The 14,600-nt window shown below is 68.0% G+C and carries 21 protein-coding genes and 1 pseudogene; 10 read left to right on the plus strand and 12 right to left on the minus strand.

Going from position 1 to position 14,600, the window contains the following annotated elements; all coding sequences use genetic code 11:
* Positions 1 to 586 precede the first annotated feature (586 nt).
* The 3 genes from OG410_RS41605 (at position 587) to OG410_RS41615 (ending at position 2,461) form a co-directional block, all read left to right on the plus strand.
* Positions 587 to 832, plus strand: coding sequence for a hypothetical protein (locus tag OG410_RS41605; RefSeq protein ID WP_329303923.1), 246 nt, complete (start codon positions 587 to 589; stop codon positions 830 to 832).
* 208 nt (positions 833 to 1,040) lie between these two features.
* On the plus strand, positions 1,041 to 1,409 hold the full coding sequence (locus OG410_RS41610) for a sigma-70 family RNA polymerase sigma factor (RefSeq protein WP_329303924.1): 369 nt from the start codon (positions 1,041 to 1,043) through the stop codon (positions 1,407 to 1,409).
* A complete protein-coding gene (locus tag OG410_RS41615) occupies positions 1,406 to 2,461 on the plus strand; it encodes a hypothetical protein (RefSeq protein WP_329303925.1) in 1,056 nt (351 codons plus the stop codon). The genes OG410_RS41610 and OG410_RS41615 overlap by 4 nt, the downstream gene beginning before the upstream one ends.
* A gap of 12 nt (positions 2,462 to 2,473) precedes the next feature.
* Here the strand turns inward: OG410_RS41615 and OG410_RS41620 are convergent, their stop codons facing one another.
* Complete coding sequence (locus OG410_RS41620; RefSeq protein ID WP_329303926.1) at positions 2,474 to 3,028, minus strand: hypothetical protein; 555 nt, start codon at positions 3,026 to 3,028, stop codon at positions 2,474 to 2,476.
* Between the two features lie 117 nt (positions 3,029 to 3,145).
* Between OG410_RS41620 and OG410_RS41625 the strand changes: the two are divergent.
* From OG410_RS41625 to OG410_RS41635, 3 genes and pseudogenes are all read left to right on the plus strand, one after another.
* Positions 3,146 to 3,586 (plus strand): annotated as a pseudogene (locus OG410_RS41625) (IS630 family transposase); the annotation flags it as partial.
* Positions 3,587 to 3,864: 278 nt separating this feature from the next.
* Positions 3,865 to 4,134: a hypothetical protein gene (locus OG410_RS41630; RefSeq protein WP_329303927.1), complete on the plus strand. Its 270-nt coding sequence runs from the start codon at positions 3,865 to 3,867 to the stop codon at positions 4,132 to 4,134.
* A complete protein-coding gene (locus OG410_RS41635; RefSeq protein WP_329303928.1) occupies positions 4,131 to 4,253 on the plus strand; it encodes a hypothetical protein in 123 nt (40 codons plus the stop codon). Before OG410_RS41630 ends, OG410_RS41635 begins: the two co-directional genes overlap by 4 nt.
* A gap of 470 nt (positions 4,254 to 4,723) precedes the next feature.
* Here OG410_RS41635 and OG410_RS41640 read toward each other — a convergent pair whose 3' ends face one another.
* A complete protein-coding gene (locus OG410_RS41640) occupies positions 4,724 to 5,665 on the minus strand; it encodes an alpha/beta fold hydrolase (RefSeq protein ID WP_329303929.1) in 942 nt (313 codons plus the stop codon).
* Positions 5,666 to 5,780: 115 nt separating this feature from the next.
* Between OG410_RS41640 and OG410_RS41645 the strand changes: the two genes are divergently transcribed.
* On the plus strand, positions 5,781 to 6,761 hold the full coding sequence (locus OG410_RS41645; protein WP_329304473.1) for a helix-turn-helix transcriptional regulator: 981 nt from the start codon (positions 5,781 to 5,783) through the stop codon (positions 6,759 to 6,761).
* A gap of 349 nt (positions 6,762 to 7,110) precedes the next feature.
* Here OG410_RS41645 and OG410_RS41650 read toward each other — a convergent pair whose 3' ends face one another.
* From OG410_RS41650 to OG410_RS41670, 5 genes are all read right to left on the minus strand, one after another.
* On the minus strand, positions 7,111 to 7,674 hold the full coding sequence (locus OG410_RS41650; RefSeq protein ID WP_329303930.1) for a YdeI/OmpD-associated family protein: 564 nt from the start codon (positions 7,672 to 7,674) through the stop codon (positions 7,111 to 7,113).
* 478 nt (positions 7,675 to 8,152) lie between these two features.
* Positions 8,153 to 8,347, minus strand: coding sequence for a hypothetical protein (locus OG410_RS41655; RefSeq protein ID WP_329303931.1), 195 nt, complete (start codon positions 8,345 to 8,347; stop codon positions 8,153 to 8,155).
* Positions 8,348 to 8,504: 157 nt separating this feature from the next.
* Positions 8,505 to 9,038 (minus strand): hypothetical protein, encoded by a 534-nt coding sequence (locus OG410_RS41660; protein WP_329303932.1) that lies wholly within the window; start codon positions 9,036 to 9,038, stop codon positions 8,505 to 8,507.
* A 355-nt stretch (positions 9,039 to 9,393) separates the two neighbouring features.
* Positions 9,394 to 9,795, minus strand: a complete 402-nt coding sequence (locus tag OG410_RS41665; RefSeq protein WP_329303933.1) for a hypothetical protein — start codon at positions 9,793 to 9,795, stop codon at positions 9,394 to 9,396.
* A gap of 253 nt (positions 9,796 to 10,048) precedes the next feature.
* Positions 10,049 to 10,183: a hypothetical protein gene (locus tag OG410_RS41670; protein ID WP_329303934.1), complete on the minus strand. Its 135-nt coding sequence runs from the start codon at positions 10,181 to 10,183 to the stop codon at positions 10,049 to 10,051.
* A gap of 435 nt (positions 10,184 to 10,618) precedes the next feature.
* Between OG410_RS41670 and OG410_RS41675 the strand changes: the two genes are divergently transcribed.
* Positions 10,619 to 10,936, plus strand: a complete 318-nt coding sequence (locus OG410_RS41675) for a hypothetical protein (protein ID WP_329303935.1) — start codon at positions 10,619 to 10,621, stop codon at positions 10,934 to 10,936.
* A gap of 9 nt (positions 10,937 to 10,945) precedes the next feature.
* Here the strand turns inward: OG410_RS41675 and OG410_RS41680 are convergent, their stop codons facing one another.
* Positions 10,946 to 11,236, minus strand: a complete 291-nt coding sequence (locus OG410_RS41680; protein WP_329303937.1) for a hypothetical protein — start codon at positions 11,234 to 11,236, stop codon at positions 10,946 to 10,948.
* A gap of 728 nt (positions 11,237 to 11,964) precedes the next feature.
* Positions 11,965 to 12,297: a hypothetical protein gene (locus OG410_RS41685; RefSeq protein WP_329303938.1), complete on the minus strand. Its 333-nt coding sequence runs from the start codon at positions 12,295 to 12,297 to the stop codon at positions 11,965 to 11,967.
* A 174-nt stretch (positions 12,298 to 12,471) separates the two neighbouring features.
* Between OG410_RS41685 and OG410_RS41690 the strand changes: the two genes are divergently transcribed.
* Positions 12,472 to 12,969, plus strand: a complete 498-nt coding sequence (locus tag OG410_RS41690) for a hypothetical protein (RefSeq protein WP_329303939.1) — start codon at positions 12,472 to 12,474, stop codon at positions 12,967 to 12,969.
* Positions 12,970 to 12,991: 22 nt separating this feature from the next.
* Complete coding sequence (locus OG410_RS41695; RefSeq protein ID WP_329303940.1) at positions 12,992 to 13,225, plus strand: hypothetical protein; 234 nt, start codon at positions 12,992 to 12,994, stop codon at positions 13,223 to 13,225.
* 42 nt (positions 13,226 to 13,267) lie between these two features.
* On the opposite strand, the gene fdx is transcribed toward OG410_RS41695, so the two are convergent.
* From fdx to OG410_RS41710, 3 genes are read right to left on the minus strand one after another with little or no spacing between them, the layout of a single operon-like run.
* Positions 13,268 to 13,597: an ISC system 2Fe-2S type ferredoxin gene (fdx, locus tag OG410_RS41700; RefSeq protein ID WP_329303941.1), complete on the minus strand. Its 330-nt coding sequence runs from the start codon at positions 13,595 to 13,597 to the stop codon at positions 13,268 to 13,270.
* Positions 13,598 to 13,628: 31 nt separating this feature from the next.
* Positions 13,629 to 13,976, minus strand: a complete 348-nt coding sequence (locus OG410_RS41705) for a hypothetical protein (protein WP_329303942.1) — start codon at positions 13,974 to 13,976, stop codon at positions 13,629 to 13,631.
* A gap of 48 nt (positions 13,977 to 14,024) precedes the next feature.
* Positions 14,025 to 14,156 carry a hypothetical protein gene (locus OG410_RS41710; RefSeq protein WP_329303943.1) on the minus strand — a complete coding sequence of 44 codons (132 nt, stop codon included), beginning with the start codon at positions 14,154 to 14,156 and terminating at the stop codon, positions 14,025 to 14,027.
* Positions 14,157 to 14,600: the final 444 nt, after the last annotated feature.

Genomic DNA, 14,600 nt, shown 5'->3' on the forward strand with positions numbered 1-14,600 from the left:
CCTCCTCGCCCCCACCGCCTGCGGCACGGGCGTGGACCACCAGTCGCTGGGCGGGCGAGCGGTCCGTGGCCCACATCAGTGCCTCCCGCACCGCCGACCACGGCGGCTCCGGCACCACCAACTCCCCAGGCCCAGAAGGAAATCCGGCCTCGGCGTACCAGGCGATCACCATCCATCGCAGATCCCGGTCCTGCCGCGCATGCCGCCCCGGCCACCGCCGCGTGCGTCCGGGCAACAACCCCGCCGCCTGCCACCGCTCCAGCTGCGCCCCCGGCACCACCACCCCGAGCGACTTACCACCGCCCTCGCCCTCCGAGCCGGCTACGCCCCGCGCCCCGCACCACCACCTGCCACACCCTCCACCTCCTGCTGTGCCTCGCCCCGTGGTACCCGACCACCCATAACTCGTCGTGAACTCCTTGCCCCGCGGACTTTGAGCCGCGCACAGAGTCCGCCTGCCTCGAACACCCGAAGACCGCAGTAACGGCTATCCGCTGCCGAGTTCACGATCATGAGCTCCTCGCCCCCTTAACTCTTGCCCGGCCTCAAGGACGGGTCCGCCGTATGAGCAAGGGGGGACACCCTGATGGACCCGACCGTCACCGTCATCGTCTCGATCGTCATCGCCAAGGCTTGCGCGCTGCTGACCTTTTGGATCCGCCTGCGCTGGCGATCGCGCCGCGAAGAGCAGCGGCAGCGATACCTTCTTCAAGTCACCAAGACGGTGAGCCCGGGCGACCAGGTGGAACTCGATGACCGGGACGGCGACGGCCACCGCCTGCACGTGAAGATCACCCGCACTCCGGTTCCAGGAGAGGACCAGGCAGCGTGAGCAACCACGACCTGGGAGACAGCACAGACCCCCCTGCGGCCCCCGGTTCGACGGCTCTTTCCGGCCCGCCGGCCAACGCCACGGCGCCCGGCAGCGGACGGATGAGAAGTTTTCCGCCTTCTACCGCGAGAACATCCGCCCCCTGACCGGCTTCCTGATTAACCACGGCGCCAGCGTCCAAGTGGCCGCAGACATCGCCCAGGAGGTCATGACCGATGCCTACCGCAACTGGGAGAACATCGCCCATCCGAAAGCCTGGGTCCACAAAGCCGCCTCCCGCACACTGGCCCGCAAGGTCGCCTCCGTCGAGGAACCCGTCGACGACATCCCCGAACCCTCCGCGCTGGTGCCCCGCCCCGACGCCATCGCGGAATGGGAGGCCCGGCACGACGCGCTCCCCCTGCTGCGCAGTCTGCCGATGAAGCAACGCCAGGTCATGGCCTGGACACTGGCCAGCTTCACCCCTACCGACATCGCCGACCACCTCGGCCTTCCGGCCGAGAACGTGCGCGCCAACCTGAAGAAGGCCCGTCGCACCGCAGCTGCCTACCTCAAGGCACGTGAGGAGGAACAGTGACCCGCCACCTTGAACCCGATGGCCAGGCTGCGCACCACTGGCTCACCCAGCACCAGCACGGCCTGTCCCATGCCCTCGACGAGTTCCTCGACACCGAGGCTGGCCTGCGCGAAATCCTCCTTCACTCCGGCCACGACACCGCGACAGACAATCTCGACACCGTTCTTGACACAGAAGCAGGGCTTGCCGACATCCTCCCGATCCCCACCTCCGCAACGGACGGCACACGCGGCATGCCGCATCATCACACTGAACCGACGGAACTCCTGCGCACGCTCAGCTCCGCAGACCGCATGGCCCTGCGCAACGAACCCGATGTCAAAACAGCCAGTCTCGCACTCGCCCAGGACCTCGACATCGCCCATGCCGGCATTCCCCGGGACCTCGACGTTGCTCGCATCCTCGCCATCGATCTCGCAAATGCCATCGTCCGCGACCTCGACCTCGTTCTCGTCCGCGACCTCGTTCTCGACCCCTCCTTCAAACCTGCCATGACCCGCGCCCGGGCCATTGCGATCGACCGCGCCCGCGTCCTCTCTATCGACCTTGCAAGGGACACAGACCGCGCCCGTGCCCTCGACCTCGCTGGCGCTATCAACCGTGCCCGCGAGCTCGATCGCCACCGCGTCTATCACCTTGATCTTGAACGAGCCTTCGGCCGAGCCTGCGACCTCGACCGCGCCTTCGAGCGTGCCCGCGACCTTGAACTCGACCGCTACCTCGACCTCAATCTCGACCTTGGCATCATCGTCGACATTCGAACCACCGAGGTTGGCCGTGCCATCGGCCTGGTACGCCGCTGCGGGCCCGTCATGCTCGACAAGGATTCGCTGTACGCGCTCTTGGATGACTTCACTACCACTGACCTCAGCACCGTCGACCTAACCGGGGTCGACCTCAGCGGTGTCCACTGGTCCGAACACACCACGCAGTGGCCGCCTGCCATCGACGTAGAAGACCTCAAGGTCAGGTCGGACGAATCCCCACCCGGCAGTGGTACCTGGATCGTCCGGTCCGGCACCGCCACCATCCGAGACCTCGCCGAACGGTGAGGCTGCTTCGTGTTATGCGGTACAGCCCGAGTAGCCTCGGCCCGCACTGGACGGCGTTCGGAGTGCGGCTGCCCCGCGAGGTTTTTCCCGTACGGGCGCGGGCGGTGTGGCGAGATAGAGGGCGCCGGGCGTTCTCAGGACCAGCATGGACGGGCGGCCGGTTCCGCAGTGGTGGAGGAGTATGCGCGTGAGCAGAATGCGTACGTCCGGGCCGCAGAGCGGCCCCCGGGTTCCCGTGCCGCTGCTGGCGGCGATCGCGCGGGGGCTGACCGCAGTGCCGTTGCGGTGCGCCTCGGCCCGGGCCAGCTTCTGCAGCACCGGCAAGAGGATCTGAACGACCTGATCGTCAAAGAGCTCTCGGCCGGGCGTGGCTGCCGCGCCGGTCAGTGCGTAGCGATCGCGGCGTCCCTCGACGGGCAGGGGGAACAAGCGGGTGCGGCTGGCCGGCCGGCGCCGTGCGGGTGGAGGTGCGGTTCGCGCGCCGCGGGCCGCGCTGATGCGGTTGTAGACCTCGGAGTACGGGCGCTGTTCGGCCGGAAGGATGTCGCAGGCGGTCAGGAACGTCACCAGATGGTCGATGCTGGCCGGGAGGCGTTTGCGCTTGACGATCCGCCAGGCAGCGGTTTGCGGCCGGGGGTGAGGCGGCCGTCGCTCAGCGAGGGCGCCCCGGCCCGCTGGTAGGCGGCGGCACTCGAGGTCACCACCGGCACAGTGATCGGCTCACTGCATCGCCGACACTGAACGGAGGAGTTCAAGAAGTTCCTGGTCAAGCTCGAGCGCGAGATCCCGCCGAACCTTGATGCCCATCTGGTGCTCGACAACTACGCCACCCACAAGACCCAGGCCATCAAGACCTGGCTGGTGGCCCACCCCCGCTTCCACCTGTACTTCACACCCACCGGATCGTCCTGGCTCAACCTGGTGGAACGCTGGTTCGCGGAACTGACGAACAAACGGATACGGCGAGGCGTTCACAAGAGCGTCCAGGCCCTGGAGAAGGACATCCGGACCTGGATCGCCGACTGGAACACCAACCCCAGGCCATACGTCTGGACGAAGACCGCAGACGAAATCCTTGAACGCCTCGCCGGTTATCTGAAACGGATTCCTGACTTAGAAGACTAGTTTGTGAGGAGTTGGTGGGTGGTCACCTCGCTGAGCGGCCGGTCCTTCACTTCGGGCGGAAGGTGGTCGTAGGGGGGCGTCCACGCTCAATGCGCGGCCGGTGTCAGCCGCCAGGGTCAGCTTCAGCTGCCCTCACTCGTTGCCGGACTGCCCGAGGAGCGCCTGCGGGACATCCTCCTGGTGTCGCTGAACGCGTTCTTTGAAGGCGAGTCGACCGGGGAGACCCTCAACGGCAAGGGAAGACCGACATCCTCCTGCGTATCGGCGACCGCAACGTGATGGTCGGCGAGTGCAAAATCTGGGGCGGATCCGCAGCGTTCGCTCAGGCCATCGACCAGCTCCTGGACTACCTCGGTGCGTACGACAGCCAGACGGTCATCCCGCTGTTCATCCGCGCGGCGGACCCGAGCAGCGCGACGGACAAGGCTGTCGAAACCGTGAAAAGGCATCCAGCCTACACCTCAGCCGGCTCGGGGGACGCGGTGAATCGGCAGTACGAGTTCGTCCTGGTTCACAGCGGCAGGGAGGTGACGCTCGCTGCCCCATGAGCAGCAGCACGGTGGTGGCCATCGCGACGAGCAGCCCGATCGCGGTCGGTCAGCGCTTCAAGGGCCTCGAACATGTCGTTCATGCTGCCGCTTCGGACCGCTCGATCAAGACGCCGTGACGTGGTACGCGGACAGCCCGCGTCGGGCCTACCGGCGAGGGGCAGGGCATCGTCAGGGCTGCTGAGCGTCGCTCCGTGGCGGCTCTCCCGTACTGGGAAGGGGGCCAAGAGCCTCGGCCATCCAGGATGGCGCAGACGTCAACGGGTCCTGGACCGCAGCTGTCGCATCCAGAGGTCCGGGTCGGATTCAAGTGCGGCCCCAATCGCGTCGGCGTCGATGTTCTCCCTTCACTAGGCAAGTGGGTTGTCGGGATGACACTTGTCAGGGCTTGGGTCAGTCGCTCGGGCTCGACGAGCTGCGGTGGGGAGGTTGGGTTGGTTCCACCCCAGGGTGAGCCTGAAACCCGCTACCAGATGACCTTGAAGCCCTGACGAGGAGGCCGCGCGACCTGGCCCGCCCCCACGTCCGGCTGTCATCGGTGTGATGCGAGAACTCGGCCTTCAGGTGATACGAACCGGATCACGAGACACTAGCCCTGCCGGTCCAGCCATTCTGAAATCACGCGGTTGGTTTCTTCGGGCATTTCCCCCTGGATCCAGTGACCGCAGTCCAGGCCGACCACTTCCACGTTGGGCACAAACTCTGCCAGTTTTTCGAACCTCGGGCCGAAGGGGTCCCGGTCGCCGTAGATCATGAGGGTGGGCTGCTTGATGATCGGGTCCGCGTCCGCCAGCTGGTGCCAGTTGCGGTCGAGGTTTCTGTACCAGTTGATGCCGCCGGTGAATCCCGACGTCTCGAACGCGGAGATGATGACGGCCAGGTCGCCCTCGGTCATGGCGGGCTCACCGAGCGGTGTTTCCGCCTTGGCGAGATTGATGAATGCCATGCCCGGCTCAGGGGGTGCGGGGGGCACGTTCTTCCGGTAGAGGTTGCGGATGAACTGGGAGGTGTTGGCATCGAACACGGCGTCCGCGACGCCCGGCTGCCGGTTGAAGTGGACGAAGTAGAAGTCGCCGCCGAGGAAGGTTTCCATGACCTCGATCCACGGCGTTTCTCCGCGTTCCATGTAAGGCAGGCTCAGGTTGATCAGCTTGTTCACCCGGTCGGGGTGCAACAGGGCCAGGCTCCAGACGGCGAACGCACCCCAGTCGTGGCCGACGAAGGTGGCGTCCTCGTAGCCATAGTGGTCCAGCAACGCGACGAGGTCGCCTGTCAGGTGTTCGATGTCGTAGTCGGTCACCTCGGTCGGGCGGGATGAGTTGCCGTAACCCCGCTGGTTCGGTGCGATGACGTGGTAGCCGGCTGCGGCGAGGACGGGCATCTGGCGACGCCAGGTGATGGCGTGCTCCGGCCAACCGTGGCAGAGCACGATGGGCTTGCCCTTGTTTTCTCGGCCTGCTTCGAAGACTTCCAGCTCCACACCGTTGACCTGGATGAGGGTGAGCTCGGGAAATTCTGCTTGATTGATCACTGCATTTCCTCTCTGGGGCGTTCGCTGGCGGTCGACCTCCTCGATGAGGTCATGTCGCCAGCTTGCTGCCCAAACCGGTCACCTCATGGCCGGTTTTTATGAGAGTTTTGTCTGTATGCGATCCGATCGGCTGGTGGCCATACTCCTCTTGCTCCAACGGCGCGAGCAGGTGACAGCCGCGGAGGTCTCCCGAGAGCTGGACGTCTCCGAGCGCACCGCCCGCCGTGACCTCGACGCCCTGGCCATGGCCGGGGTGCCCGTGTACTCCGTGCAGGGCCGAGGCGGCGGCTGGCGCCTGGTGGGCGGCGCTCGTACCGACCTGTCCGGGTTGACCGCCAGTGAGGCACGCGCCCTGTTCCTGGCTGTCGGTCCGGCCTCTGATGCGACGCCGGCGATGAAAGCAGCTCTGCGCAAGCTCGTCCATGCTCTACCGAAGCCCTTCCAGGTGCAGGCCGAGGCAGCAGCGTCGTCGCTGGTCGTAGACCCGCAGCGATGGGGGGCGAGCCGGATCGAGCACCGGCCGCCTCGCTTCCTCGACGAACTCCAGGACGCGGTGATCCGCGGCGTCCAGGTATCGCTCGGCTACGTCGACAGCAAAGGCGTCGAAACCCGGAGAACCGTCCACCCGCTGGGCATCGTCGCCAAAGGTCCTGTGTGGTACCTCGTCTCCAACACCGAGACCGGCCGACGGGTCTTCCGGATCGACCGCGTGTCGTCCGCCGACCCGACCGGCGACCCTGTGCACCGCCCCGGGGACTTTGACCTTGCCGAGAGCTGGAATGAGATCGCCAAAGAGGTCGATCGCAAACGAACGCCGCTGGAGGTCCAGGCGGTATGCACACCCGACGGGATAGGCATACTCCGGATGGCGCTCGGCGAACGGCTCGACGTGGGAGGTTCCACGAGCGATGGCCGCATCGAGGTCGTGATCCGCGGCCCCAACGAGTACATCCTCGCCGGCGAGCTCTCCGGGCTGGTCGAATGGGTCGAGGTGACCGGCCCTCCGGGTGTCCGAGACCGCCTGGCCTCGATCGGCAACGCCCTCGTCGAGCGATACGGCCGGCCGCGCACCAGCGGAGACCTTCACCCGTCTTGAAGCGGACGAGGCAGGGCTTCGAGGACAGTTCCGCTCAATAGCGTGGGTTTGTTCGTTCCGGCAGTCGCCTGGTCACGAGTCGGCGGGTCTGCCGGCCTGGCTTGCTGTGGGTGGACCGTCTCGTGCCGGGCCAGCATCGCCACGCACTCGGCGAGCTTCCGGGGTCGAGGTCGCGACGGGCGGTGCAGGCTGTGGTGGCGGCTGGCGCCTCGTGGGCGGCGGTGTCGATCACGGGCCGTGGGCCATGGGCGGCTAAGGCCAGCCGAGGGGTTCCCGGAGCGGCAGGTCCCGCGCTGGACGGCCGAGCTGGAGGGCTACGCGATCGCGCTCGGCCTGTTGCAGCGGGCCCTCAGGTTCCAGGTCGCCGGAACGGCTTGAGCCGCACCCCCTCCAGGCTGTCGGCGATCAGCTGGTCCAACCGCCGCTCTCGAGTCTCGTCCCGCTTGGCACTGATCACATGGTGGATGGCCGACTTGCGGTAGGACGGCGCCTGCCCGCTGAACCACTCCCACGCCCGCGGTTCTGCCTGGAAGCGAGCCAGCTGCGCCGCCTCGAACTCCCAGACCGGCTTCTCCTCGCGGTCCCGGTCACGGGCTTCGAACACCGCGATGCCGGCCGGCCGCATGAGCCCCTGCGCGGTCAGCTCCTCGATCTTGCGGAGGTTGACCAGGCTCCAGTTGCTGCGCGGCCTGCGCGGGGTGAACCGGATCGTCCAGGAGAAGTCGTCGATCGGGCTCTGCCGGCCGTCGATCCAGCCGTAGCACAGGGCCTGGTCGACCGCCTCCGACCAGCTCAGCGTGGGCTTGCCCGTTCCCTTCTTCCACATGCCCACCCGGCATTCGGAGGCAGTCGCGTGGTGCTCCTCCAGCCAGTCCCGGAACTCCTCAGGACTTGAGAAGAAGGTTGGCTCCATGCGCGGTGCTCCCGTCGGTCGTCTCGTCGGTTCCATTGAACCTGTCGGGTACGACAATCCGAGAGTTTCACCGCGTCGCCCGGGATCTGCGCCGGGGTGTCATCACCATGACGGGCAGGCAGCCACAGGAGCCGAGCGGGGACGGATCGGCCGCAGGCCCCTCGTTCGAGGGAGCGGAAGAGGCGCGGGCCTCGCCAACGCGAGTGGACAGCTCAGCTCAAAGTGCGCTGACGATATCTTCCTCGTCCTCCGGGATCGGCGCGTTCGGATCGCGAGACGGGCTGTTGATCAACTTCGCCGAATTGTTCTTCGACGCCGCCTCGACACGCATCGTCTCCTAGGCCAGAGCCCGGGCCGCTGGAGCGGACCTGGTACCGCTCACGCACCCACGACCGGTACTGCTCGACCGTCCGACCCGACGCGTACGCCGACATCGCGCCCCCCGGCAGCTCCACCGCCGCCATAGCCCTAGCTCTCGTCAGCTGTCGGATCTGGCCCGGCCAGGCAGCCGTGTAACCTGCTGGGCCGCGGCGAGTTCCTCGCGCGCCTGCTCCAGTTCTAGCGACAGCTCTGCAGCGGCCCGTACCAGGGCACGGACTCGTTCCCGCTCCGTGGCGAGGTCCGTCTTGGTCTTCGCCAGGGCTTCTCGGAGCCCGGCATTGTCCTCGGCCATGTTCTGCACGACCTGCGGAGTGAATTTCCGGGCCCGGGCCCGCGCTCGGAAGTCATCTACGAGGTCCTTGTGATCTCCATAGACGACGTCTCGCCGCAGCCCGCTACCGGCGGGCAGACGACGTAGAGACTGTGGCGCGACCGCAGGGGTGGTGTGATCAGAAGTCCGAGATCCCCGGGTCGTCCGCACTCGGAGCCGGCCACTGTGGACCGGGCCAGGCGGGTGGGGCCGGCCTCGGGCGCTGTGTGCGGATGCGGCGCGCGTGCTCCACCGTCACCGCCACCGGGACACCGGCCAGGAGGAGGGAGAGCCCCACCGGGAGCACCCCCGTCCACAGCGTCGGTGAGACGTACGCGGTGCCGGACGTGCCGTCCACCAACCACGCACGGACCGGTTGCGAGCGGATGTCGCCCTCGACGGTGACGTCAAACGACGAGTTGCCGTCGTCTGAGGTGAAAGTGCCCGAGCAGGACGTCGACGTTCCCGCGTTGGCGACGGTGTTGTCGTACGTCCGGCAGCGGGCTTCGGTCACGGTCCCGGGCTCGCCCCACAGCGCTGCCCGCAGCTCCCCGGTGAAGTTCGTCAGCACGACGTAGGCCAGAAGCAGCCCGACCAGGCAGGCCAGCGCCAGCCACCACACGGGTCCGTCCTGCTCCGGTTGCCCGTCCAGAACGTCCCCACCCTCGCTCATCCCCCACCCCCCGGGTCGCCGACGGACCTCCATGGTGACCGCTCCGGAGCACCCGCGGAAGCCCATGCTGGTGGGGAGGTGAGGAAGTGCGAGGCCGTGGAGCGGTTCTCGTGCGGCCAGTACCAGGCGAAGGCGGCACCGGGAGGGCGGTCCCATCGGCCACAAGGGCCCCGGCCGAAGCACCGGGCCGGATCGGCGTCCGGACGGCTCCCCAGCGGAGGCCATCGTCCTTACCCGGCGGTCATCAGCCGGGAGTGGGCCGGGTATCTGGCCGAGTACCTGCACGCGCCGGTGGGTGACGTCCTTCACCATCTGGGGCGGGGTTTCCAGGGGTGAGGGGCCGGATGCCGGTCAACTATTCGTCTCCGTCCTCGTCTGATGCTCTCTGGCTCGGAGTGACAATGAGAGAGCGCGTGATCGTTCCGTTGCCGTTGTCGCGGTGGGGCTTCTCCTCCTGAACTTTGAAGCTGCCCCGGATCGCGCCCTTTACCTGAAGCGTGTCGGCGCTGGTGCCGCCCAGGAATACCCGCACCGTTCCCGTGCCAGGGGGCCGCAGGTGCACGGATGCGGTGAACACGTGGGGGCTGACTTGGAGGACCCATTTCCAGTCGTCGGGAAGCCCTTGAGCGGCCCGCGCGCCAGGCCACGGCGGCATGTACGCCATGAACGGGTCGAGTGCCTTGATGACCGCGCGGAAAGCCTCCTCGCTGCCGTCGAGAAGCTGCACAGCGACGAGACGGGGGTTGGCTGTTTCCATGAGGCGGCGCTCCGATCGTGAGGTGGCTCCGCTCTCACAGTGGACGCAGCCGGGACGGGGCGCGCGGCGGGTTGATCTCTTCGCGTGCAGTCCGGTTATGCGGTGTACCCGGGGCGGAGGCCGAGGCGAACGCGCCTGCGGCGGTTCGTGGGCGGCCACCAGAAGGGTTCGAGGGTCAGGCGACCAGCATTGTCGCGCCACTCGTACTCGCGGCCGAACAGAACGGTGACGCGGCCGTGGTCACGGCCGGGCGTCACCGCTCGCCCCATGGGCGAACCGAGCGCATGCCCTTGGTGGCCGCGAGGATGCGGCAGTGCGGGTCCTGGTGGCGGGTCGGCAGGACCCGCATCCGGTGCACGCTTGGCGCGAGGCGGGTCGCGATGGCCACCAGGACTTCGAGGTAGGTGGGCCGTGCGTCGCGGCGCAGCGCCCGCCCCAGGTAGAAGCCCTCTTCGTACGCGGCCGTAGTGGGGTAGGCGTAGCGGCGGGGGCTGCCTCACGCTCCGCGAGTTCCTCGGTGGTGTCCGAGCGCCGGCTGTCGGTGTGCACCCGGTCGTAGCCCCACGGGGCGCAGCAGTCCACGCCGTGCAGGCGGCAGCCGTCGAGCGGCGGGACGGCGACGTACAGGGTCACGGACGGCCTCCCAGCTCTGACAGTTACGGGTGGAGGAGCGCGCCCGCCGGGACCCGGTGCCCTGACCTCCGCTAGGCAGATTTCAGCCCGGCGGCGCGCTCCGTCACCACATAGACGAGGTGGGAGGCGCAGGCGTTACAGGTTGCGCGCCCCCTACTCTTCGCAGCACAGCAACGAGCCAGGGGGCGGCGTGAGTAGTACGGGGAAGCAGACGCTCGGCACGATCGCGGTGGCGGTCATCAGCGGTGTTCTGACCAATGCGGTGTGGGAGATGCCGTGGACGGACTGGTCGCGCAGCACGTCCGGCAAGTGGGTCAGCGGTGTTGCCTTCGGTGCTGCCGCGTTCGTGCTGCTCTTCTACCTCAGTGACGTGCTGGGTTCTTGGGCTGACGACCTTCAGGAACGCAACAGGCCGGTCTACAGAATGGTGTGGGGTCTCTACTGTCTGAACGGCCTGGTCTTCGCGATCTGCGGATACACGGTACTGCGGTGGATCTTCCACCGCTGACGAGTGTGGCTACGCCTGCTCGCCGCGGACCTTGCGGCGCACGGGGTCCAGGTCGGCGACGGGGATCTGTCCTTGCAGGGGCAGGCCTGCCTCGCGCCATGCCTGCCGTGCACGGGCCTCGTCGCCCTGGGCGTCGCCGACGAGGAGCTGTCGGGCGACGTTGTTGGGCAGGGTGCCCTCCCCCAGGTCGACGAGACGCACGACCATGCGCACGTTGTCGAACTTGGTGTCCGCCTTGGGCTCGTTGACGCGGTAGACGAGTACCCAGCGGCCTTGAAGGGCCTGTGCGCGCTCGATCATCTGGCGGCCGGGGAATGGTGGTGTCCTGGTCGGTGCGGATCGTCTCGGGGATCCCGGAGGAGGGGAGCAGCGTGAGCAGGCCGCGGCGGCTGGACTCCTCGATCTCGACCTTCTCCAGGAACGCGGGGAAGGGGTGGGAGGCGTCGAGGGTCTGCATCCGCGGCTAACCTCGCGGGCGGTGAAGGCGAGTTCCACGGCGAGGTTCTGCACGTTGGCGAGCCAGCGACTCGGGGCGGCACCGTGGGCGGGGTCGGGCTGGCTGCCTGTGCTGCGGCGGCGACCAGCGCGGTGTAGTCGGTCGCGGGAAACATCATGGCCTGTTCGGGAGCGGTGAGTTCACGGGCGTGGATGTCGAGGATGCCGTCGGCGACTTTGGCGGCCCGGGTGCTCAGGCTGTCGGTCGAGTTCCCGGCGATGAGGCCGATGATCTGCTCGCGGGCGCAGCGGGGGCTGTGGTCGCTCCCGCGGGCACCTTGGGGTCGCGGCGGTAGCGCCACAGGGGGTGCCGTAGAAGTCGACGGGTTCGGGGTCGCGGTAGTAGACGACCACGCGGTAGGCAGTGAGCAGCGCTTTCATGGTCTCTTCCGCTTGATCATGTCGGCGGTGAGCAGCGTGGAGGGGCGGCCGCGGACGGGCAGAGGCTTCGGCGTCTCAGTCATGGCGCGGACCGTAGGAACCCGGCGAGCCTTGCGTCGCGCGCTGCCGCGCCGTTCAGCGGATGCCAGGGGCTACCAAGCGCGTTCGATCGCGTCAGCCAGCGCGCGGACCTGTTCTTCGTCCAGGTCGATGGCCAGGGCGTAGAGCGGGTCATGTAGGCGTTGTGCGGGCGGGAGCAGCCTGTCGACGGCATCGGTTCCGATACCGAGGATGCTGGCCAGCTCGACTTCTCCATCCAGCATCAGCCGCAGGACGGTGCGGCCGGTGTCCAAGTCGGTGTCCGTGCTGCTCGCAATGTCGAAGGTGTGGAGGTTCGCGGCAAGGCGCGCGGGCTCCGAGTCGGGCCTAGAAGAGAGCAGCCGCCGGAACTCATCCGCCGCGGCCCTCCTGTCCTGAGCGCTCATCAGGGCAGCGTACGGAGCACGGTACGGCCGGGTGCCCGTTCCGCCGGAAGTGGCGCGCGGGCGGACCCGAGGCGGCCTGTTCCTGCCGCGTGACGTAAGCACCGGCGGGCCCTCATGGTGCGTGGCAGTCCGGGGCGCAGCGGTGCGCTCCGCAGCCGGCCCGGCGGCCCACCCATGCTCTCTCCGTCCCTCAAGCACGCCGCGACCGCACTGCACATCCCCCTCCTGCTGCTCGTGGGCGGCTTCGCGTGGCTCACGCCGGGGTGGCTGATCACCCTCGGCCGCACCGAGTACGCCCACCCGGCGGCCGTGGTGCTCGTCGCGGCTGGCACCGCGGCGATCTGCGGCCCCCGCGTAGCCGCATACGTCGGGTACGTCTCGGCGTCCTTCCTGGCCGGGCTCGACTGGTGGCCCGCGTTTCTGCCCGCCGAGCTCGTGGTGGCGTACCGGGTCGCGGATACGGTCGTCGTCCTGGTCGCCATGCGCAGGAAGGGGGGAGCGCATACCGCGGCTCGGGTTCTGGCGGACGCTGCAAGCCACGGTGGGGTGGCGCTACTAGTGAAGCGGGCGTGGGCGCACCTGCACCTGCTGCGGCTCCGGTCCGGGGCCGCGGACGTGATCAGCCTGAAAGTGCCGGGCGAGCGGATCCGCTCGCCCGGTACGTCGGCATGACCCGGCGCCGAGTTCAAGGTGCATGAGCCCGGGCCGCCAACGCTGCGTACGGGAAGGCGTGCGCAACGTCCACGCCTGGGTCGTGGGCGTGCCCGCCGTGGTGTGGGAAGGCGGCACCCCGATCGTCACCCCGGACTGGAAGCGGGCGGTGTCCGACCCGTGGAAGGGGCCCGCGTTCGTCGACGCCGCCACTCTGGAGCCACTCCAGCGCGCGGACACGGCCGTACTGATTGGCAAGGCCGTCTACTACCGGTGAGCGCCGCACCTTCAGGTTGCGATCGAACGACTAGTGCGGGGCCTAGCCGGCATGGTTGAGCGAGTACCTGGGGATCTCAACGATCAGATCCTCAGTGCCCACCCGAGCCTGGCACGACAGCCGCGACTGAGGCTCCAGTCCCCACGCCCTATCCAGGTAGTCCTCTTCGAGCTCGTCTGCTTCATTCAGGGAGTCGAAGCCTTCCCGGATGATGACGTGACAGGTGCCGCCGGCAGTCGCCCCGCCACACGCAGTCTCGATCGGAATGCGGACGCCGTGCGCGACGTCGAGGATGCTCTGACCTGCTTCGGCTGTCGTCACGAGTCCGTCCGGGCAGAACTTTTCATGAGGCAAAAAGATGATTTGGGTCATAAGCAGGGGCCATAACACGCCCCGAGGCCGGTCAAGTGGCCTTCCCTGCCGTCTTAGCCTGGCTGGAGCACGTGAACGGGCCGCACCGGTTGATGAGGCCCGGCTGGAGCGCGTCCTGGTCGCACCCGCACGTGAACGGGCCACACCGGTCGGTGAGCCACGTGCGGTCGGCAAGCGGCAGATCTGCCCGCTGGTCGTCCATCACCTGACCGGACGCGTCCACGCGCCTGAACGGCTCCTCGTACGGGGCGTTGCACACCGTGCACCGGGCGTTGAACCAGTAGGAGAGCTCGCCGTGTTCTTCGGCGGGGATCACGGGGTACCTGTCGCCGCCGTCGTGGAGTTGAACGCTCAGAGCAGCATTGCAGTCACAGGCCATGAGCGCATCGTGCCAGGCCCGTGCCCACCTCAATACCGTCGCGAGCTGTCAGGCGGCCGCGGCGCGCTTGAGGGCCTGCCGCGCATCAACCTGAGCAGCGCCCGTGAAACCCTCGTCCCCGGAGCGCTCCCACCACTTGTGACAGTGGACGAACGCGGCCTTCCCTCGCATCTCCCCCATCAACCGGTCGTACTCAACCGTGTCGGTTGCCTTCCAGCCGTCCGTCTTTTCACGCCCGGCCCGCTCCCGGCCGCTCCTCCTCCGCCTCCCACCCGGGGTGCGCCTCCCGGACCCACGGGAGCGTCGCCTGGGTGGGCACGGAGAGCGGCGTACAGGCCGTCGAGCTCGCGCTGGGCGTCGATCAGCTCGGCGGGAAAGGCGTGCGGGTCGAACGGTTTGGCCGGAGTGCCGGCTGTCGGGGCGGGGGAGCAGCGGTGGTCATGGTCCGGAGCCTAGTTCGAGCGACTGACAACGCCCGGTCCCCGCGGTGAGGAGCGGGGCCGGGCGCAGCGAGGCGGGTGAAGTGACGTGACGCGGCCCGTCAGGTGACCGCGTCACGGCACTTCACTTCACCGCCGCCTGCCTGGCAATTCATCCCACAGCGGCAGTAGCTGTGATCGCAAC

The sequence above is a fragment of the Streptomyces sp. NBC_00659 genome, from assembly GCF_036226925.1.
Taxonomy (GTDB): Bacteria; Actinomycetota; Actinomycetes; order Streptomycetales; family Streptomycetaceae; genus Streptomyces.